This is a genomic window from Magnetospirillum sp. 15-1, assembly GCF_900184795.1.
Lineage (GTDB): Bacteria > Pseudomonadota > Alphaproteobacteria > Rhodospirillales > Magnetospirillaceae > Phaeospirillum.
In genome coordinates, this window is the sequence record NZ_FXXN01000028.1 from 513,477 (window position 1) to 533,146 (window position 19,670).

Here is a 19,670-nt window from a genome sequence, read left to right on the forward strand (position 1 = left end):
GGAGACGAAACGACGATGCGCCGCTTCCTCTATGTCCTGCCGGTGGCGGTCTTCGCCATCATGGCCCTGTTCTTCCTCAAGGGCCTGACGCTCAATCCGCGTGATATCCCCTCGGTACTGATCGACCGGCCGGTGCCGGAGATGAGTCTCGCCCCCCTGCCGGGGCGCGGCGAGAGCTCGGGCCTCGGCACCGAGAACCTCAAGGGTCGGGTATCCCTGGTCAACATCTACGGCTCGTGGTGCATTTCCTGCGTACAGGAGCATCCCGTGCTGATGGAGATCAAGCGCCGGGGCGACGCCCCCATCCACGCCGTGGACTGGCGCGACGATCCGGTGCTGGGCGCCGCCTGGCTCAAGAAGAACGGCGACCCCTACGAGCGCGTCGGAATCGACCCGCCGCCGGGGCGCACCGCCGTGGATTTCGGCGTCACCGGCGCACCGGAAAGCTTCATCGTCGATAAGGCCGGGGTCATCCGCTACAAGCATGTGGGTCCCATCTCCATGGATATCTGGACCAAGACCCTGCTGCCCATCATCCGGGAGCTGGAAAAGCGATGAAAAGGCTGGTTGTCGCCCTCCTCCTCCTCTCCACCCCCGCCTTGGCCGTCAATCCCGACGAGATGCTGAAGGACCCGGCCCAGGAACACCGCGCCCGCGAGCTGGGCAAGGACCTGCGCTGCCTGGTCTGCCAGAACCAGTCCATCGACGATTCCGACGCCGATCTGGCCAAGGATCTGCGGGTCATCGTGCGCGAGCGCATCGCCAAGGGCGACAGCGACGAGCAGGTGAAGAAATTCGTGGTCGACCGCTATGGCGACTACGTGCTGCTGAAGCCGCCGTTCAAGGTTACCACCCTGGCCCTGTGGCTGGGGCCGCTGGCCCTGTTCCTGGGTGCCCTGTGGGCGGTTCTGGCCTTTTACCGCCGCCGCCCGGCGGCCGGGACCGCGCCGCCGCCGCCGCCGCTGTCGGCCGAGGAACGGCGCAGACTGGACACGTTGTTGAAGGAGAGCGAGCGGTGATCTGGATCGTCTTCGCCGCCATGGTGGTCCTTGCGCTGCTGGTATTGCTGCGCCCGCTGCTGGCGACCTCCGCCGCCACCGCCGCCCGTTCCGAATACGATCTGATGGTCTACAAGGACCAGTTGGGCGAGATCGTCCGCGACGTGGAGCGCGGCCTGCTGTCCCCGGCCCAGGCCGACGCGGCGCGCACCGAGATTCAGCGCCGCATGCTGGCCGCCGCCGATGGCGACAAGGGGGCCAAGGCCACCATCGCCAAGGCCGGCAAGACCGCTCCCATCCTGGTCGGTTTGCTGCTGCCGCTGCTGGCGGTGCTGGTCTATCTGCCGCTCGGCGCCCCGGAACTGCCCGATCGCCCCTATGCCGGACGCGCCGCCCAGATCGCCGAGATGCAGGAGAAGGCCGCCACCATCCAGGCCATGGTCACCCGTCTGGCCGAACGGCTGAAGCAGGACCCCTCGGACGGCAAGGGCTGGGCCATGCTGGGCCGCTCGTACCGCGCCCTGGGCTTGGCCGACGAGGCCAAGGACGCCTATCGCAACGCCATCACCCTGCTGCCCGGCGATGCCCAGACCCGCATCGAGCTGGCCATCATGCTGCTGGAAGAGGCCGAGAACGACGCCCTGCCCGACGAGGCCATCGCCCGTCTGGAAGAAGTCCTGGCCATCACCCCCGACCAGCCCGACGCCCTGTACTTCACCGGCCTGTCCGCCGCCATGAAGGGCGACAGCGCCCGCGCCAAGGCCCGCTGGAACCGCCTGCTGATGGTCCTGCCCGCCGAGTCCCCGGCGCGCGGTCAGGTGGAAAAGGACATGGCGCGGCTGCCATAGCTCAGAACGTGTCATCCTGACTACCGCAGCGAGAGAGGATCTTTCGGCCTGAAGACGGCTGCCTGACTTGCCTGAAAGAAACCGTCTTCATGCCTTCGTGGTGAATCAGCGTATCCGATCCGATTGACGTCGCCGCGAGGGCATTCGCTGGCGCTCAGGGCTTTTCTACTCCAGCGCCTGCCGCAGCGCGGCGGCGCTGGCCCAGGGGGCGAGCACCAGGGCGGCGGCCAGCATGGCCGAGAGAATCAGCAGGTGCGGCTTGGCCGACATGCCCTGCACGGCGGCGTCGATGGCCCCCACCCCGAAGATCAGTACCGGCACGTAGAGCGGCAGGATCAAGAGCGACAGCAGCACGCCGCCCCGCCGCGCCCCCAGCACCAAGGCGGCGCCGATGCCGCCGACCAGGGACAGCACCGGGGTGCCCAGGGCCATGGCGGCCAGCAGGGTAAGGAAGCCGTCCTCGTGCATGTGCAACAGCACGGCCAGCACGGGCGCCGCGATCATCAGCGGCAGGCCGGTGGTCAGCCAGTGGGCCAGCATCTTGGCCGCCACCACCACGCCCAGCGGCGCCGGGGTCAGCACCAGCAGTTCCAGCGAACCGTCCTCGTAATCGGCCTGGAACAGCCGGTCGAGCGACAGCATGGAGGCCAGCAGGGCGGTAACCATCAGCACGCCGGCCGAGACGCGCTCCAGCACGTTGACTTCCGGCCCGATGCCGAAGGGGAACAGCACCACGGTCAGCACGAAGAAAGTCACCACCATGACGCTGTCCGAGCCCTGGCGCAGCGCCAGGCGCAGGTCGCGGCGCACGACCTCGAGGAAGCGGTTCATGGCAGTTCCTCCCTGACCGAGAAGCGGTCGAGATGCAGTTCGGCGGCGCCGGGCATGTTGATGTCGGCATGGGTGGACAACACCACCATGCCGCCGCCGGCCCGATGTTCGGCCAGCACGTCTTCCAGCACCCTGATGGAAGCCTTGTCGAGCGCCGTGGTGGGCTCGTCCAGCAGCCACAGCGGGCTGGGCGCCGCCAGCAGGCGGGCCAGATTGGTGCGGCGCTTCTGCCCGGCCGAGAGCATCTTGCCGGGAATGGTGGCCAGCCGCGCCAGCCCGAAGCGCGCCAGCGCCGCATCCACGGCGCGGCCGGCACGCTCGGCGTGGGGGTCATGGAGATGGGCCCAGAAGCGCAGGTTCTCGGCCACCGACAGCACCGGCTTCACCGCGTCGTGATGGCCGAGGTAATGGGTGCGCGCCGCGTGGGCCTCGGGGTCCTCGGCGATCGGCCGGCCGTCCCAGGCCAGCAATCCGTGGGCCGGCTTCAGCAACCCGGCCAGGACGCGCAGCAGGGACGACTTGCCCGAACCGTTGGGTCCCAGCAGCACCAGGGCGCCGCCCGTCGCCAGGGAGAACCCCAGCCCGGCGAACACCACGCGCCCGCCGCGCACGCAGGCCAGATCCTTTGCGGAGAAGGTCGAATCGCTCATGGCCCGCACCATGGCAAAAATCGGCGCGCTTGACGAGGGGCTTGGTGGGAAGGGTGATTGCCCCCTTGCCTTTTCCGGCGGCCGACCGATCATGGGGGCATGAAACTGGTCGGCAGAAAGCTTGCGGGGCAGGAAATCCGGCGGCGTCACGTGGTGGCGGCGGTGGCGGGGCTTGTGGTCCTCGTCCTGACCCTGGCCTGGGACCTGCTGCCCGATGCCGGGCTGCGCTGGGGGCTGGCCAAGGCCCTGCGCGGCCTGGGCATGGTCGAGGTCAGCATCGACGACACCGACATCTCGCTGTTCGGCGGCCGCCTGACGGTGCGCAAGGTGGTGGCCCAGCCGGCGCTGGGCAGCGCGCTGGGCATCCGGGATTTCGACCTGAAATTCCGCTGGAAGCCGCTGCTCGACCGCCGTCTGGTGCTGGACCGCGTGGCGGTCGAGGGCATCGACATCGAGTTGAAGCGGGAAGACGGCGGCGGCTTCGTCCTCAACGGCCTGCCCCTGACGGTGGCGGCCACGCCGCCCTCGGCCAAGGACCAGGCTTCACCGCCCTGGGGCATCGACGTGGCGGGGCTTGAGCTGACCAATTCCCGCCTGCGCATCACCGACGGCGACTTCACCGCCAATATCGCGGTGGAACGGCTGCTGGTGGAGAACCTCAACAGCCTGGAGCCCGGCCGCGCCGTCGCCTTCACCCTCAAGGGCGGCCTGAACGATGCCGCCATCGCCCTGTCGGGCACCGTGCATCCCTTCGCCGCCGAACCGTCCTTCGCCGCCGCCCTGCAACTGCAGCGCCTGTCGCTGAGCGATTTCGCCGTGCTGGCCGAGCGGGCCGGGGTCAAGGGGCTGGGCGGAACGGCGGAGTCCTCCCTCGCCGCCGACGGCGTCCTGCGCCAGGACGGTCTCGACTTCAAGATCACCGGCCGCCTCGCCCTCGAGGCCCCCGCCCTGACCGCCCCCATCACAGCCAAGGCGACCCGGCTTGAACTTGAACTGGGTCACCTCGCCTGGGACGGCGCCAAGGCGGAGCTGGCGGCGGGTCTGGTCGCCGAAGCCCTGGCGGTCACCGCGCCGGGCGGCGGCGGCTCGGCCGGCAAGCTGTCCGTCGGAGTGAAGGCGCTGACCTGGGACGGCAAGCGGCTGGGACTGGAGGGAGGCCGCATCGAGGGCGCCACCCTGGCCGGCAAGGCAGAGGGCGGCGAGGGCGCCGCCGCCGGGCTGACCCTGGAGGCCGGCCGCTTCGACTGGGACGGACGGAAACTGGGCTGGCAGGGCGGGCTGAAGCTCACCGGCGCCCACATCGCCGTGGCGGGACATGACGCGACCCCCGAATCCCTGGACTGGTCGGGCCGCTTCGACCTGGACACCGCCGGTCCGGCCGGCAAGGCAGAGGGCAAGCTGGCCCTGGGGCCGCTGCGTCTGACGGTGGGCGACATCCGTACCGCCCTGCACGCCGCCGAGACCCAGGGGATGATCGAGTTCGGCAAGACGGTGGCCGGTGAATTGCCCAAGGCCCGCATCGAGGGGCTGGTGGTACAGGATGCCGCCCGCAGGATCGATTGGGCCGCCGTGGACCGGATCGAGGCCGAGACTCTGGCCCTGGGCAAGGACGGTGGCGTTTCCGTCGCCCGCCTCTCCGCCGATGGGCTGCACGCCATCAGGAAGGACGGCCAGGGCGGCTATCCCTGGCGCATCGAGAGCCGGCGCCTGCGCCTCGATCATGCCGGGCGCAACGCCGACGGTGACGTGGCGGTGGACGAGGTGCGCGTCGACGGCCTGCTGGCCCGCCTCAACCGCACTCCGGAAGGTCTGGTCGGCTTTACCTTCGACGACGGCAAGGACAAGGGCAAGGCGGCCCCCAAGGACGACGACCAGCCCGATATCCGCATCGGAAAACTGGTGGTGGGGGGCGACAGCCGGGTCAACCTGCGCGACCGCACCATGGCCGAGACGGTACGCCTCGACATCACGCCGCTGGAGCTGTCCATCGGCAAGCTGGACAGCGAATTCCCCGACCGCGACAGCCCGTTCGAGATCAAGGCCGGTGTGGGACGCGGCGTGGTCACGGCGTCGGGCACGGTGCGCCCCTTCGCCGAAAAGATTTCCGGCCGGGTCGACGGCAAGATCACCGCCTTCGAACTGCCGCCGCTGTCGCCCTATTTGGCCGAGGCGCTGGGCGTTCATCTGCAATCGGGGCATTTCGACGGCACGCTGGGCGTCGGCGCCGACCAGGGCAAGCTGTCGGGCGCGCTCGACGTGGCGCTGTCCAACCTGTTCATCGCCCCGCCCGATCCCAACGCTCCGGTGGTCCTGAAGGCCGAGATGCCCATCGAGACGGTCCTCGACCTGCTGCGCGACGGCGAGGACCGCATCCGCCTGTCGCTGCCCATCCGCGGCGACACCGCCAATCCCGACGTGGACGTCAGCGACGCGGTGGCCCAGGCGGTGGCGGGTGCGCTCAAATCCACCGTGCTGACCACCTTGAAGCTGGCCTTCCCGGTGGCGGCGCTGATCGAGCTGGCGGTGGATGCCGACGACAGGTCCCATCTGGCCCTGGCACCGCTCGCCTTCGCGCCGGGGACCGATATCCTCAGCGGCGAGCACGAAAAGACCCTGGCGGTGGTGGCCGAGCTGCTGAACGGCCGTCCCGGCCTCAAACTCACCCTGTGCGGCAAGGCCGACGACAGCGACTGGCCGGTGGTGGCCGCCAGGCGGCGCGCCGCCGACAAGCCGCTGCTGTCCAAGCTGGAGCAGTTCGTAGGCTTTGAGCGCAGTGCCGAATCCTTCGGCCCGCCCGACCGCAACCTGCTCTCCGCCCTGGCCCAGCGCCGCACCAACGCCGTCCGCGATTTCCTGGCCGACAAGGAGGGTGTCCAAGCCGACCGGCTGTTCGGCTGCCGCCCCATGGTGGAAGCCACCGGCAAGGGGCCCAGGGTGGAATTGCTGCTGTAAGGGGGGTTGTCGCCCGACGCTGTCGACGTCATCTTACCCATGCAGACGCCATATCCATAACGGGTTAGCTTCATGAAGTTCGACAATCGCCCACCGGAACGAGAGAGGCTGGCGGTAACGCCCGTCTCGGCCGGAAGATTGCCGAGCATCCGCTCGAAACTGGTGCTGCTGGTCATGGTCTGCCTGCTGCCCAGCACCCTGGCGGTCGGCCTGCTGATCTATGATTTCTATCACCGCCAGCGCGCCCTGCTGGAACAGAACATGGTCCAGACGGCCCATGCCCTGTCGCTGGCCGTGGACCGCGAGATCGCCAGCACGGTGGCCACCCTGCAGACCCTGGCGACCTCGCCCCATCTCGCCAACACCGATCTGGCGGGCTTCTACGAACAGGCCCAGGTGGTCCAGCGCCAGCAGAACGGCGACAACATCGTGCTCAGCGATGCCTCGGCGCAGCAGGTGGTCAACCTCAAGCGCCCCCTGGGCACGCCATTGCCACGCCACGGGGCGCCGGAACAGATCGAAAAAGTGCTGGCCGCCGGCCGGCCGGCGGTATCGGACCTGTTCATGGGCGGCGTCATCCACCGTCCGCTGATCAGCGTCGACGTCCCGGTGTGGAAGAACGGCAAGGCCGTCTACGACATCAGCATGGCGATCCTGCCCGAGCATCTCGGCCACATCCTGACCGAACAGCAATTGCCCCCCGGCTGGATCGCCGCCATCTTCGACAGCCGGGGCATCATCATCGCCCGCACCCATCAGCCGGAGAAATTCGTCGGCCAGAGCGGCACCCCCATCCTGGTGGAGCGCATGCGGCAGTCCAAGGACGGGCTGTCGGAGAACAATACCCTGGAGGGCATCCCCGTCTATGGCGCCTTCAGCCGCAGCGAGGTGGCCCAGTGGTCGGTGGCGGTGGGCGTGCCCAAGCAGGTGCTGCTGGCCGAACTGCGGGATTCCATCCTGCTGGTCTGCATCTCGACGCTGGCACTGACCATCGTCGGCCTGGGACTGGCCTGGATGATCGGCGGCCAGATCCGCCGCTCGGTGCGTTCGCTGATCGAGCCGGCCCTGGCCCTGGGCTCGGGCGCGGACATCAGCGCGCCGCGCCAGGATATCCGCGAGGTCGAGGAACTGGCCCGCGCCCTGGCCACCGCTTCGGCGCTGCTGCAACGGCGCACTGCCGAACGCGATCAGGCCCGCCGCAACGAGGCGGAAACCCAGCGGCTGCTGCAGGAACTGATCGACGCCAACGGCGAGTTGCAGCGCTTCGCCCACATCGCCTCCCATGACCTGCAGGAGCCCCTGCGGACGGTCACCTCCTTCACCCAGTTGCTGGCCCGCCGCCTGGCCGGCCGCCTGGACAGCGAGGCCGACGAGTACATGGAGTTCATCGTCGGCGCCGCCAAGCGCATGCACGAGCTGATCAACGGCCTGCTGACCTTCGCCAACGTATCGGGACAGGGCCAGGTGATGGGGCCGGTTTCCGCCGCCCAGGCCTGCCGGGCCGCCCTGGACAATCTGCACGACAGCATCGTCGGCAGCGGCGCCGAGATCACGGTCGGCGACCTGCCGGTGGTGGTCGCCACCGAGGTCCAGCTGATGCAGGTGTTCCAGAATCTGATCGGCAACGCCATCAAGTTCCGGCGCCCCGACCGGCCGCCCCGGATCGCGGTCACCGCCGAGCCGCACCAGGGTCTGTGGCTGTTTTCCGTCGCCGACAACGGTATCGGCGTCGAGAAATCCGAGCAGGACATTTTCCAGATCTTCCGCCGCCTGCATACCTCCGACGCCTATCCGGGCACCGGCGTCGGGCTGGCGGTGTGCAAGCGGATCATTCAGGGCGGCGGCGGAGAAATCTGGCTCGAGCCCAACCCCACGGGGGGCAGCATCTTCCGCTTCACCGTCCCGGCGCCGTCAGACGAGGCGTCATAGGGCGGCGAGATCGTCGGCGATGCGGCGGATATGGGCGCGGGTTTCCGCCTCCGCCGTCTCGCCGTCACCATGGGCCACCGCCTCGACCATGCGGGCGTGCTCCTCCACCCGCTGGTCCAGCATGGCGGGGCGGAGATCGGGGCGGATGCACATGGCCTTGGTGCGCGCCCACAACCGCTCGATGATCTCCACCATCACCTTGTTGCCCGAGGCCTCGGCCATCATCTTGTGGAAACGGGCCACCTCGGCGGCGTAATCGTCCAGGGCGCCCCGGGCGATGGTATCGCGCTGGAGGATCACCGAGGCGCGCAGTTCCGCCACCCGCTCGGCCGTCGCCTTCTCGGCGGCCAGACGGGCGGTGGCGCCTTCCAGCACCTCGCGGGTCGCCAGGATGTCCATCAGCCGCGCCTTGTCGAAGCCGGTGAAGAACACGCCATGACGCGGCCACACCTCGACGATGCCGTCGGCTTCCAGGCGGGCGATGGCCTGCCAGACCGGCGAGCGGCTGACGCCCAACTGGCGGGCCAGATCCTCGACGCTGATCTTGTCGCCGGGCATGAAGCGCTCGCCGGCCAGCAGCATCTCGTGCAGCGCGGTATAGGCCTGCTCGGCCAGATTGGTCTTCTGCAATTTCATGCCGTCAACTCTCCTCCCCCGCCGAATTGTGCCCAAGCTGGACTCCGGACGCAAACACGAATAACGTATCACGTAACATGAAACATGAGGTGGCGTGATGAGCCTGTCCCTGTCCCGTATGCCGCTGCCCCGCATCCTGGCCTGGATCGCCGTCATCGCCGGCGCGGTCATCGTCATTCTCGACCCGCTGCCGGGGACCGAGGGGCGGGTGCTGGGCCTGTCGGTGGCGTTCATCGGATTGTGGGCCACCGGGGTGATCGCCGAGCCCATCACCGCCGTTTTCTTCTTCACCATGGCCATGCTGCTGAAGGCGGCGCCGTCATCGGTGGTGTTCGGCGGCTTTCAGTCGGCGGCGCTGTGGCTGGTCTTCGGCGGACTGGTCATGGGGGTGGCGGTGCGCACCACCGGCCTGGGCGAGCGCCTGGGAGCGCGGCTGAGCCACGCCTTCGGCTCCAGCTATTGGGGCGTCATCACCGGGGTGACCCTGGTGGGCGTCGCCATGGGCTTTCTGATGCCGTCCTCCATGGGCCGCGCCATCTTGCTGATGCCCATCGCCGTGGGGCTGGCCGAGCGCTACGGCTTCGAGCCCGGTTCCAACGGCCGCCTGGGGGTGGTGCTGGCCGCCGCCTTCGGCTGCCACGTCCCCACCTTCTCCATCCTGCCGGCCAATCTGCCCAATCTGGTGCTGGTGGGCGCCTCCGAGACCCTGTGGCACTACACGCCCAGCTATGGCGCGTATCTGCTGCTGCACTTCCCGGTGCTGGGCTTCCTCAAGACCGCCATCATGATCCCGCTGATCGTCAAGCTGTGGCCCGACACTCCCAAGCCCGAGATGGCGGGCCGGCCGCTCGGTCCCATGAAGCGCCAGGAAGGACAACTGGCCCTGCTGCTGGCCGCCGCCCTGGTGCTGTGGGCCACCGATTTCATCCACCACGTCAGCCCGGCCTGGGTCAGCATGGCGGCCGGCGCCCTGCTGCTGCTGCCCGGCATCGGCATGGTGGACCGCAAGGCCTTCAACGAGCAGATCAATTTCGGCTCCATGTTCTATGTGGCCGGCATCATGGGACTGGGCGCCATCGTGGACCAGTCGGGGCTGGGCGCGCGGCTGGCCGGGGCCATCCTCGAGGTGCTGCCCCTGGCCCCCGGCCATCAGGCCACCAATTTCACCGCCCTGGCGGTATTGTCCACCGTGGTCAGCGTGGTCACCACCCTGCCCGGCGCGCCGGCGGTGCTGACCCCCATGGCCGGCCAGATGGCCGAGGCCTCGGGCCTGCCCGTCGAGGCGGTGCTGATGAGTCAGGTGCTGGGCTTCTCCAACCCCATCCTGCCCTATCAGTCGGCGCCCATGGTGGTTGCCATGCAGTTGGGCGGCGAGCGCCTGGGCCCGGCCCAGAAGCTGTGCCTGTGGCTGGCCGGCATCACCGTCGTGTTCCTGCTGCCGCTGAACTACCTGTGGTGGCGACTGCTGGGGTGGATCTAGAACAGGGCGTACTGGTTGATGGGCTGACCGCCCTTGCCCCGCCGGGCGACGGTGGCGGCCGCGACGGGCGGCGGAGCGGCCGTCGGACGGCGCGGTGCCGGTTCGGCCCGCATGACGGGGGCCGGGACCGGCGAAGCCACCGGCGGCAGGGGATGGGTCTGGTCGGCGATACGCTCGTCCAGTTCGCCCTTCAGGGCGGTGGCCACCAGGCCCAGGCGGCGGTTCTCGGCCTCCAGGCGGTCGGCGCGGCCCTTCAGCGCCTCGAACTGGACGGTCAGGCGTTCCGCCACCTCGATAGCCTGGGCAAGGTCGGCGTGCAGGGCCCGCTCGGCCGCCTGGGCGGTATCGGCCCGGCGCTTCTCGGCCCCCATGGTCTCGCGCAATTCGTCCAGTTCGGCCTTCAGCCGGATGGCCTGGGCGACATCCTGGGCGGCCAAGGCCAATCCGCCGGCCGTCGCCGGACCGCCCTGGCGCAGCCTCTCGTTCTCGGAGCGCAGGTGGCGGACCTCGTTGCGCAGGTCGAAGACGGTGTCTTCCAGATCCTCCATCCGGGTGGCGCTGACCACCGGACCGCCCTCGGCCAGCCTCGAGGCCAGAGCGACGAAGTCCAGTCCGGCGCCCTCCAGCAGCCGCCCGGCGGTGCGCAGGGCGTGCAGCGCCTCGGCGTCGTTGTCCGACGCGGCCAGGGCCAGCACCTTGGCGAGTCTGTGAACGTCCATGACCTCTTTCCCCCAAGAATGGGCGATTCTGTCAAAAGCCGAGTCCGGGGGCAAACCATATTTTGTGGGCGAGTTCCGTTCCCGACCACCATGATCGGGGCAAAAAAAGGGGACGGACGACCCCTTCGGACCATCCGTCCCGCAGCGCGCCCCCGGGAGGCGGGGACGCATCCAGGATCAGCAGGGACCGTTCTGCAACTTTCCGTCGCAATTGCTGATATTGCCCTGGAAGCCCTGGAAGCCGGGCAGCGAGGCGGGGACCATCTGGCCGGCCTTGGTGCGGCAGGAGGCGTTCAGGGTGTTGCCGCTGACCGAGATGTTGGAACAGGTCATGGAATAGGAGCCGTTGGGACCGGCACAGGCCAGCACGCCGTTGATGTTGCCGATGTCGCCCACGCAGGACGAGGCGAACTGCAGCGAGGTCTGGGCCTGGCTGCCGTCCATGCGGGTGCAGGTGGCCGACAGGGTGTCGCCGTTCATGGAGGCGCCGGAACAGGTCTTGGTATAAGACCCGGCCGGATTCGCCAGAACCGGGGCGGCGGCGGCCAGGACCAGAGCGGCGGCGGCAATCAGAATCTTCTTCATCGGTTTCTCCCCTCACGAGTTTTGGTGCACATCTAAAAGATTTATATATATCTAGCTCACAGCGTTTTTTGCGGAGCCATTTATTGATAGCACAACCAATGATTCGTGATGAATATGATTCACGTATGCGTTTTAGTTGATTTGTGGCGTGATCCGTCTAATTAATGGCATATCGATCGAAACCTTACTTTTCATAGGGTTTCTGCCCGATCTCCAGGTCGGCCCAGCCACCATGCGCGCGCTCCGGGGGAGCAATGCGCGTTCGCCTGGAGACAAACCGCCGCGCATGTTATATTGAACCGGTCTAATATAAATTCCGGAGAACCCGCCATGGACGCCAAGCCTGCCGTACCGGCCTTGCCGCTGCACAAGGGCGAGGTGCCCCTGTACATGGAGACCGGCAAGGCCCAGCCCCGCGCGGTCAGCGGCACCTTCCGCTCGCTGAAATGGTGGGCCATGGTCCTTACCCTGGCGTGGTGGCATCTGGGGCCGTTCCTGCGCTGGGATCGCGGACCGGGAGCGCCCAATCAGGCCATCCTGATCGACATGCCCGGCCGGCGGGCCTACATGCTGTTCATCGAGATCTGGCCGCAGGAAATCTACTACCTGACCGGCATCCTGCTGATTTCGGCCATTCTGCTGTTCCTGATGAGCGCGGTGGCCGGCCGGGTGTGGTGCGGCTTCATCTGCTGGCAGACGGTCTATACCGACCTGTTCGTGGCGGTGGAGCGTCTGGTGATCGGCGACCGCAGCCAGCGCATCGCCTTCGAGCGCGAACCGGCCAGCCCCGCCAAGCTGGCCAAGAAAGCCGTGATCAACCTGGCATGGCTGGCCATCTCGGCGGCCTGCGGCATCGGCTTCACCCTGTGGTTCGGCGACGCCTTCGAGATGCTGAAGGACATCTTCACCGGCCGGGCCAATCCGCCGGTCTATGCCTTCATCGCCATCCTGGGCGGCTTCTGCTTCCTGCTGGCCGGCTATGCCAGGGAGCGGGTCTGCGTCTATCTCTGCCCCTATTCCCGCTTCCAGTCGGCCATGTTCGACGAGCATTCGCTGATCGTCACCTACGAGGCGTGGCGGGGCGAGCCGGGCGGCCCGGCGCGCAAGGGCCAGAGCTTCGAGGGGCGCGGCCATTGCGTCGATTGCCGCGCCTGCGTCCAGGCCTGCCCCACCGGCATCGATATCCGCCGGGGCAACCAGTTGGCCTGCATCGGCTGCGCGCTGTGCATCGACGCCTGCAATCAGGTGATGGACCGCTACGAGCTGCCGCGCGGGCTGATCTCCTACGATTCCAGCCATAACATCGACGCCCGCAAGGACGGCAGGAGCGGCAGCTTCCGCATCATCCGGCCGCGCACCCTGATCTATGGCGGCATCATGGCCGTGGTCCTTTCGGTGATGCTGTTCCGCCTCACCACCCGCCCCGACGTGGACGTCAACGTGCTGCACGAACGCTCGCCCCTGTTCGTCCAGATGTCGGACGGGGCCATCCGCAACGGCTATGCCTACAAGGTGCTGAACATGAAGGCCGAGGACCGCGCCTTCACCGTGCGGCTGGAAGGCGTCGAGGGCGGCACCATCTCGGTGGTGGGCGGCGAGAGCAATTCGGCGACCGCCGAGCTGCGCGTCCCGCGCGACTCGGTGGGCGACTTCCGTTTCTACGTCACCGTTCCCGCCGCCAAGGCGGCGTCCAAGAGCATGCCGGTCACCTTCGTCCTCACCGGCTCGAGCCGCGAGGTGCGGACCCACACCATCTTCGCCGGGCCGGAGAAGTAACCTCCTACTCGTCCTCGACCATGTCCACCCAGCTGGGGTCGTGCCCGCTGCGGTGGGCGGGCGAGGCCAGGGTCGGCTTGGCGGTCGGCACCGCCAGACCGGGCAGCACCGCCTCGCCCAGGGCGGCGCGGATGGCGGCGACCAATTGCTCCGGCGAGACGGGCTTGCCCAGGAAGCGCACCGCCGGCCCCACCTGCTGGCGCGACACCGCCGGCGTCCAGTGGCCCGACAGGACCAGGATGACCACTTCGGGAAATGCCTCGTACATTTCGGTGATCAGGGCCTTGCCGTCCATCACCGGCATGGCGATGTCGGTCACCACCACGTGGACCGGCCGCTCGGCCAGGATATCCAGGGCCTGGGGCGCGCTGCCGGCGAACAGGCTTTCCCATTCCTCGGCGTAGTCCGCCATGGTGCGCCGGATGCCTTCCAGCACCCGGGGCTCGTCATCAACGAACAGGACACGGGCGCGGGTCATTGCCCTCTCCACCGAAAGCTGCTTATCCGTGGCAGTTTATACCAATCGTCGCCATCAGAACACGTCCTTGCGCCGCCGCAACTCGGCGAAGACCAGGGACGGATCGCTTCCCGGCTCCATGCCCACCGCCTTGGCCACGGCGGCGGTATCGGCACGCAGGAAGGGATTGGCGGCCCGCTCGTCGGCCAGACTGACCGGCACCGTCGGGCGGTTCTGGGCGCGCAGGCGCTCCACCTGCTCGACGCGGGCCTTCAGCGCCTCGTTGTCGCGCTCCACCAGCCGGGCGAAGCGGGCGTTGCCGGCGGTGTATTCATGGGCGGGATAGGCCATGGTGTCGGGCGGCAGGTCGCGTAGCTTGCGCAGGGACGTCCACATCTCCTCGGCCGAGCCCTCGAACAGCCGGCCGCAGCCCAGCGAGAACAGGGTGTCGCCGGGAAACAGCACGTGGCTGTCGGCGAACCAGTAGGCGATGTGGCCCGAGGTGTGGCCCGGCACCTCCAGCACGGTGACGGCGGCGTGGCCCAGCATGAAGGTCTCGCCCTCGGAAACCTCCTGGGTGATGCCCGGAATGCGCTGGGAATCGCGGGCGGCGCCCACCACGGCGCAGCCGGTGCGCCGCGCCAGTTCGAGATTGGCGCCGGTATGATCACCATGATGATGGGTGTTGAGGATGTGAGTCAGGGTCCAGCCACGGGCGGCGAGACGCTCCAGCACCGGCTCGGGCACCGCCGGGTCGATGGCGGCGGTGGCTCCGCCCAGCGGCTCGTGCACCAGATAGACGTAGTTGTCCGACAGCACCGGAATCTGTTCGACGACGATCTTAGCCATGGCCGCTCTGCCTCTTCTGATGCTCCGGTTGTAGCACCAACCGTCCAAAACGCCTATCTTTGCCCCATGAACGGAGAACTGTCCTACCCCGCCATGTGGACCGACGTGGTCGACCTGCGCGACTTCTACAGCGACAGCCTGGGCCAGAGCGCCCAGCGACTGATCCGCCGGCAATTGCGCGCCCTGTGGCCCAACGTCGGCGGTCAGCGGGTGCTGGGGCTGGGCTTCGCCACACCGTATCTGCGGGTATTCCTCAACGAGGCCGAGCGGGTGATCGCCGCCATGCCGGCCAGTCAGGGCGTGCTGCCCTGGCCGCCCGAAGGACCGGGCCTCACCACCCTGGTGGACGAGACCGACTTGCCCCTGCCCGACCGCTCCATCGACCGGCTGCTGCTGGTCCACGCCCTGGAGGCCACCGAGCAGGTGCGCGCCATGATGCGTGAAGCCTGGCGGGTGCTGGCCGACGGCGGGCGCCTGATGGTGGTGGCCCCCAACCGGCGGGGCATCTGGGCGCGGCTGGAACGCACGCCCTTCGGCAACGGCCGTCCCTACACCATGGGCCAGTTGAACCGCCTGTTGCGCGACAACATGTTCACGCCCATCCACAGCGCCTCGGCACTGTTCCTGCCGCCCACCAGTTCGCGGATGATGCTGCGCTCGGCCCCGGCGGTGGAGGAGATCGGCCGGCGCTGGTTCCAGACCTTCGGTGGCGTGATCATCGTCGAGGCCGCCAAGCAGATCTATGCCGGCTCGGCGGTGCGCGAAGCCAAGGGCAAGCGCCGGTCCTACCTGCCGGTGGCCGAAGGATTCTCACGGGTAATGAAGTCCTGACCCCCGGAAGACGCGGCGGGCGGAAACCCCCATTCGGTCAGTTGGCCGACCGCCACCGCCAGCGCCTCGTCGAGGCGACCTTCCACCTCCGGCGTCAGGCCGCCGCCGAAATCGTCCAGTTGGCCGGCCTGCACGCCCACCACCACCATGGCCTCGGGTCCGCCGCCCAGCAATTCCACCGCCGCCAGAACATCCATGAAGGTGGTCTGGTGCAAAGACAGGCGCTTGGCCCCCATCATCCGGGGAATCTCACCGTCGCGCAGGACCATCAGTTCGCCGGGCGGACGGCCGAAATCCACGGCGTCGAGGACCAGCAGCCGGCGGGCGGCGCGGACCATGGGCATCAGATAGAGGCCCTGGGTACCGCCATCCACCAGTTCGACCCCTTGCGGGAAGGCATGGCGGTTGGACAGTTCGGCCAGGGCGCGCGGGCCGAAGCCCTCATCCGCCCACAGCAGATTGCCGATGCCCAGGACCAGAACCTCGGCCCCCTCATTCATCGCCGCGTCCCCGGCCCTTGAACAGGCGGTAGCCGGACAGCATGGTGCTGACCATGCTCTGGCGCGACACGATGTCCTCGCGCACGGCGGTGTAGACGTGGACCATGACGAACAGCGCCACCAGCCACATGGAGGCGCGGTGAATGGTGTGCAGGTCCATGGTGTTGACGGCGAAATCCCGCATCCAGCCGAACATATGGTACTGCCAGCTGTCGTGGCCGGCCACCTCGGCCAGCATGCCGAAGCCGGTGACCAGCAGCACCAGCGAGGGCGCCACGTAGATGGTCAGCATGGCGATATGGGCCAGCGGATTGAGGCCGCTGTAGCGCCGGGGTTCCTTGACCAGGAACAGGTTCCAGGCGGCCTGATAGCGCAGCCCGTCGACCCAGCGCTTGCTCCAGATGGGCGGGATGAACAGTTGGCGGGCGAAGTTGTTGCCCACCACCGCCCACCAGACCCGCATCACCCACAGCACCGCGAACAGATAGCCCGCCGCCAGATGGATGAAGCGAATCCAGCCCATCACGTAGACCGTGCTGGGGTCGCCGGTATAGGACGGCAGCGGCGTGCCGATCAGGTAGCCGGTGGCGACCAGCGCCACCACCACCGCCGCATTGAGCCAGTGCCACAGGCGCATGGGCGCCTCGTAGACATAGATCTGGCGGATGCGCTCGTGGTCGCCGATCTCGCGGTAGGCGTGGTCGAACCGGGCCATGCCGCCCTCCTTTGCTACAGGACCTTGACCACCGCCCGCTCGGCGCCGTCCGGCCCGATGACATGGGTGGCGCAGGCCAGGCAGGGGTCGAAGCTGTGGATGGTGCGCAACACTTCCAAAGGCTGGGCGGGGTCGGCCATGGGGGTGCCGAGCAGCGCCGCCTCGAAGGGAGCGATGGCGCCCTGGGCGTCGCGCGGGCTGCCGTTCCAGGTGGTGGGCACCACGCACTGGTAATTGGAGATGCGCCCGTCCTGGATGCGCAGCCAGTGGCCCAGCGCGCCGCGCGGCGCCTCGGCGTAGCCGACGCCCTTGGCCGACTTGGCCCACTTCTCCGGCCCCCATTTGTCGGTATTGGCGGTGTCCAGGTCGCCGGCCTTGATATTGGCGATCAGGCCATCGATGGCCTCGACCAGCCGGTCGGCGGCCCACTGGCATTCCAGCCCGCGCGCCGCGGTACGGCCCAGGGTCGAGAACAGCGCCGGCAGGGGCAGGCCCAGCTTGGCCAGGGTGCCGTCCACCATCTCCTTGATGTCGCGCTTGCCCATGGCGTAGGCGATGACGAAGCGGGCCAGCGGCCCCACCTCCATGGCGTGGCCCTTCCAGCGCGGCGCCTTGATGTAGGAATACTTGGCGCCCTCATCCAGGGCCTTGATGTGCTTCTTGTCGCCCTTGGTATTGGGGCCGAGCTGGAAATTGTACTCGGTCATGCCATCCCAGGGATGCAGCCCCTTGCCCTCGTCGGGATAGCGGTACCAGGAATGGGGGACGAACTCGCGGATCTCGTCGGGATTGCGCAGGTCCACCGGATGGATTTCGCTCAGCTTGCCGTCGATGATGGCGCCCCTGGGCAACAGCAGGCTGTCGTTGGAATCGTCGTTGGCCTGGGCCGGGAACTCACCGTAGGACAGCAGATTGCGCCCCGAGAGCCCGGCGCCGATGGTCCCCCATTCCTTGTAGAACGAAGCGATGGCCAGCAGATCGGGAATGTAGACCTGATCGATGAAGGTCTTGGCGCGGGCCGCCACGTCCTTGATCAGGGCCAGACGCTCGATGTTGAGCGCGCCGACCGCACCGCCGGAATGGACGTTGACCGCCGAGGGTACGCCGCCGACCAGCCACATGGGATGCGGGTTCTTGCCGCCCAGCACCGCCTGGATCTTGACGATCTCCTTCTGGAAATCCAGGGCCTCCAGGTAGTGGGCCACCGCCATCAGATTGGCCTCGGCCGGCAGCTTGTAGGCGGGATGGCCCCAATAGCCGTTCTTGAACAACCCCAGCTGACCCGACGAGACGAACTTCTTCAGCCGTTCCTGAACGTCGCGGAAATAGCCTTCCGACGCCATGGGCCAGGGCGAGATGGACTGGGCCAGGGCCGAGGTCGCCTTGGGATCGGCCGACAGCGCGCTGACCACGTCCACCCAGTCCAGGGCGTGCAGGTGGTAGAAGTGGACCAGGTGGTCGTGGACGTACAGCGTCAGGTGCAGGATGTTGCGGATGATGTTGGCGTTGCGCGGGATGGGAATGCCCAGCGCATCCTCCACCGCCCGGACGCTGGCCATGGCGTGCACGCCGGTGCACACCCCGCAGATACGCTGGACGAAGGCCCAGGCGTCGCGCGGATCGCGGCCCTGCAGGATGTTCTCCAGGCCGCGCCACATGGTTCCCGACGACACCGCGTTGGTGACGCGGTTGCGCTCGTCCACATTGACCTCGACCCGCAGGTGGCCTTCGATGCGGGTGACGGGATCGACCACCACCCGGCGCCCGGCATCGTCCAGTTCGAAGCCGTTGGGCGTCTTAACCTTGGCCATCCTGATCCTCCGTTTCCTTGTCCTTGCCCGCCAGCATCCGGCGGGTCGCCGTCACGCCGGCATGGGCGGCCATGGCCGCTCCCAGCCCGGCCATGGCGCCCAGGCCGATCTTGTCGGCATTGGCCTCGATGCCGAACTGGGCCATGTCGGGCACCCGCTCGTAGAACGGCCCGCGATCCCAGAAACCGTCCTCGGAACAGCCGATGCAGCCGTGCCCGGACTTGATGGGCGACGAGACGCCGTCGTTCCAGCCGATGGTGGTGCAGGCGTTGTAGGTGGTCGGGCCGCGGCAGCCCAGCTTGTACAGGCACCAGCCCTGACGGGCGCCGTCGTCGTCCCAGCTTTCGACGAACTGGCCGGCGTCGAAATGGGCACGGCGATAGCATTTGTCGTGGATGCGCTGGCCGTAGAACATCTTGGGCCGCCCCTGGCGATCCAGTTCCGGCAGACGGTCGAAGGTCAGGATGTAGCTCAGCACCCCGGCCATCACCTCGGCGATGGGCGGACAGCCGGGAACGTTGATCACCGGCTTGTCCTTGATGAACTTGGATACCGGGGTGGCCTTGGTGGGATTGGGCTTGGCCGCCTGGACGCAGCCGAACGAGGCGCAGGTGCCCCAGGCGATCACCGCCTTGGCGTGGCGGGCGGTTTCCAGCAACTGGTCGGTGAAGGGCCGCCCGCCGACGATGCAGGCCATGCCGTCGTCCAGCAGCGGCGCGTTGCCTTCCACCGCCAGGATGTAGTTGCCCTTATAGTTGGTGGTGATCTCCTCCAGGATGGCCTCGGCCTGGAAGCCCGACGCCGCCATCAGGGTGTCGTCGTAATCCAGCGAGATCATGGACAGGATGATGTCCTTGGCCAGCGGATGGGAGGCACGGATGAAGCTTTCCGAGCAACAGGTGCACTCCAGCCCGTGAATCCACAGCACCGGCAGGCGCGGCTTGGTCTCCAGCGCCTTGGCCAGCACCTCGTGGCCGCCCGGCCCCAATCCCATGGATACGGCGGTCACCGCGCAGAACTTCAGGAATTCCCGGCGGGGAATGCCATGCTCGCTGATCACCTCGTAGAACGTCTTCTTCTTGAACATCCCGTTTCTCATCCCT

The 19,670-nt window shown here is 67.9% G+C and carries 19 protein-coding genes; 8 read left to right on the forward strand and 11 right to left on the reverse strand.

What is annotated here, in order from left to right; translation table 11 throughout:
• The first annotated feature begins 15 nt into the window (after positions 1 to 15).
• The 3 genes from CP958_RS23740 to ccmI are packed head-to-tail and all read left to right on the forward strand — an operon-like array spanning position 16 to position 1,846.
• Positions 16 to 558: a DsbE family thiol:disulfide interchange protein gene (locus CP958_RS23740; RefSeq protein WP_096704645.1), complete on the forward strand. Its 543-nt coding sequence runs from the start codon at positions 16 to 18 to the stop codon at positions 556 to 558.
• Positions 555 to 1,019, forward strand: coding sequence for a cytochrome c-type biogenesis protein (locus CP958_RS23745; protein WP_096704646.1), 465 nt, complete (start codon positions 555 to 557; stop codon positions 1,017 to 1,019). The genes CP958_RS23740 and CP958_RS23745 overlap by 4 nt, the downstream gene beginning before the upstream one ends.
• Complete coding sequence (ccmI, locus tag CP958_RS23750) at positions 1,016 to 1,846, forward strand: c-type cytochrome biogenesis protein CcmI (RefSeq protein WP_096704647.1); 831 nt, start codon at positions 1,016 to 1,018, stop codon at positions 1,844 to 1,846. Before CP958_RS23745 ends, ccmI begins: the two co-directional genes overlap by 4 nt.
• A 165-nt stretch (positions 1,847 to 2,011) precedes the next feature.
• Here ccmI and ccmB read toward each other — a convergent pair whose 3' ends face one another.
• Together ccmB and ccmA are read right to left on the reverse strand one after the other, a co-directional pair.
• Complete coding sequence (ccmB, locus tag CP958_RS23755; RefSeq protein WP_096704648.1) at positions 2,012 to 2,677, reverse strand: heme exporter protein CcmB; 666 nt, start codon at positions 2,675 to 2,677, stop codon at positions 2,012 to 2,014.
• On the reverse strand, positions 2,674 to 3,327 hold the full coding sequence (gene ccmA, locus CP958_RS23760) for a heme ABC exporter ATP-binding protein CcmA (RefSeq protein ID WP_096705028.1): 654 nt from the start codon (positions 3,325 to 3,327) through the stop codon (positions 2,674 to 2,676). Before ccmA ends, ccmB begins: the two co-directional genes overlap by 4 nt.
• Positions 3,328 to 3,426: 99 nt before the next feature.
• Here ccmA and CP958_RS23765 point away from each other — a divergent pair, with 99 nt between their 5' ends.
• Both CP958_RS23765 and CP958_RS23770 read left to right on the forward strand, forming a co-directional pair.
• Entirely contained in the window at positions 3,427 to 6,279 is a 2,853-nt protein-coding gene (locus tag CP958_RS23765; protein WP_096704649.1) for a DUF748 domain-containing protein, read from the forward strand.
• Positions 6,280 to 6,351: 72 nt separating this feature from the next.
• Positions 6,352 to 8,208: a sensor histidine kinase gene (locus tag CP958_RS23770; RefSeq protein WP_096704650.1), complete on the forward strand. Its 1,857-nt coding sequence runs from the start codon at positions 6,352 to 6,354 to the stop codon at positions 8,206 to 8,208.
• Here CP958_RS23770 and CP958_RS23775 read toward each other — a convergent pair.
• Positions 8,203 to 8,844 (reverse strand): GntR family transcriptional regulator, encoded by a 642-nt coding sequence (locus tag CP958_RS23775; protein WP_096704651.1) that lies wholly within the window; start codon positions 8,842 to 8,844, stop codon positions 8,203 to 8,205. The two genes, CP958_RS23770 and CP958_RS23775, sit on opposite strands and share 6 nt — an antisense overlap.
• 97 nt (positions 8,845 to 8,941) lie before the next feature.
• Here CP958_RS23775 and CP958_RS23780 point away from each other — a divergent pair, with 97 nt between their 5' ends.
• Positions 8,942 to 10,324, forward strand: coding sequence for an SLC13 family permease (locus CP958_RS23780; RefSeq protein WP_096704652.1), 1,383 nt, complete (start codon positions 8,942 to 8,944; stop codon positions 10,322 to 10,324).
• Here the strand turns inward: CP958_RS23780 and CP958_RS23785 are convergent.
• A complete protein-coding gene (locus CP958_RS23785; protein ID WP_096704653.1) occupies positions 10,321 to 11,043 on the reverse strand; it encodes a metalloendopeptidase in 723 nt (240 codons plus the stop codon). The two genes, CP958_RS23780 and CP958_RS23785, sit on opposite strands and share 4 nt — an antisense overlap.
• Before the next feature lie 177 nt (positions 11,044 to 11,220).
• Positions 11,221 to 11,628, reverse strand: a complete 408-nt coding sequence (locus tag CP958_RS23790; RefSeq protein WP_096704654.1) for a CVNH domain-containing protein — start codon at positions 11,626 to 11,628, stop codon at positions 11,221 to 11,223.
• Positions 11,629 to 11,958: 330 nt separating this feature from the next.
• Here CP958_RS23790 and ccoG point away from each other — a divergent pair, with 330 nt between their 5' ends.
• Positions 11,959 to 13,404: a cytochrome c oxidase accessory protein CcoG gene (gene ccoG / locus CP958_RS23795; RefSeq protein ID WP_096704655.1), complete on the forward strand. Its 1,446-nt coding sequence runs from the start codon at positions 11,959 to 11,961 to the stop codon at positions 13,402 to 13,404.
• A 4-nt stretch (positions 13,405 to 13,408) separates the two neighbouring features.
• Here the strand turns inward: ccoG and CP958_RS23800 are convergent, their stop codons facing one another.
• Entirely contained in the window at positions 13,409 to 13,882 is a 474-nt protein-coding gene (locus tag CP958_RS23800; protein WP_096704656.1) for a response regulator, read from the reverse strand.
• A gap of 54 nt (positions 13,883 to 13,936) precedes the next feature.
• Entirely contained in the window at positions 13,937 to 14,710 is a 774-nt protein-coding gene (gene gloB / locus CP958_RS23805) for a hydroxyacylglutathione hydrolase (RefSeq protein WP_096704657.1), read from the reverse strand.
• A gap of 93 nt (positions 14,711 to 14,803) precedes the next feature.
• Here gloB and CP958_RS23810 point away from each other — a divergent pair, with 93 nt between their 5' ends.
• Positions 14,804 to 15,541 carry a methyltransferase domain-containing protein gene (locus CP958_RS23810; protein ID WP_096705029.1) on the forward strand — a complete coding sequence of 246 codons (738 nt, stop codon included), beginning with the start codon at positions 14,804 to 14,806 and terminating at the stop codon, positions 15,539 to 15,541.
• Here CP958_RS23810 and CP958_RS23815 read toward each other — a convergent pair.
• Genes CP958_RS23815 through CP958_RS23830 form a run of 4 tightly spaced genes read right to left on the reverse strand, consistent with a single transcriptional unit; the run spans position 15,496 to position 19,654 of the window.
• On the reverse strand, positions 15,496 to 16,041 hold the full coding sequence (locus CP958_RS23815) for a HyaD/HybD family hydrogenase maturation endopeptidase (RefSeq protein ID WP_096704658.1): 546 nt from the start codon (positions 16,039 to 16,041) through the stop codon (positions 15,496 to 15,498). The two genes, CP958_RS23810 and CP958_RS23815, sit on opposite strands and share 46 nt — an antisense overlap.
• Positions 16,034 to 16,756, reverse strand: a complete 723-nt coding sequence (cybH, locus tag CP958_RS23820) for a Ni/Fe-hydrogenase, b-type cytochrome subunit (protein ID WP_096704659.1) — start codon at positions 16,754 to 16,756, stop codon at positions 16,034 to 16,036. The genes CP958_RS23815 and cybH overlap by 8 nt, the downstream gene beginning before the upstream one ends.
• A 14-nt stretch (positions 16,757 to 16,770) precedes the next feature.
• A complete protein-coding gene (locus tag CP958_RS23825; protein WP_096704660.1) occupies positions 16,771 to 18,567 on the reverse strand; it encodes a nickel-dependent hydrogenase large subunit in 1,797 nt (598 codons plus the stop codon).
• Positions 18,554 to 19,654: a hydrogenase small subunit gene (locus CP958_RS23830; protein WP_096704661.1), complete on the reverse strand. Its 1,101-nt coding sequence runs from the start codon at positions 19,652 to 19,654 to the stop codon at positions 18,554 to 18,556. Before CP958_RS23830 ends, CP958_RS23825 begins: the two co-directional genes overlap by 14 nt.
• Positions 19,655 to 19,670 lie beyond the last annotated feature (16 nt).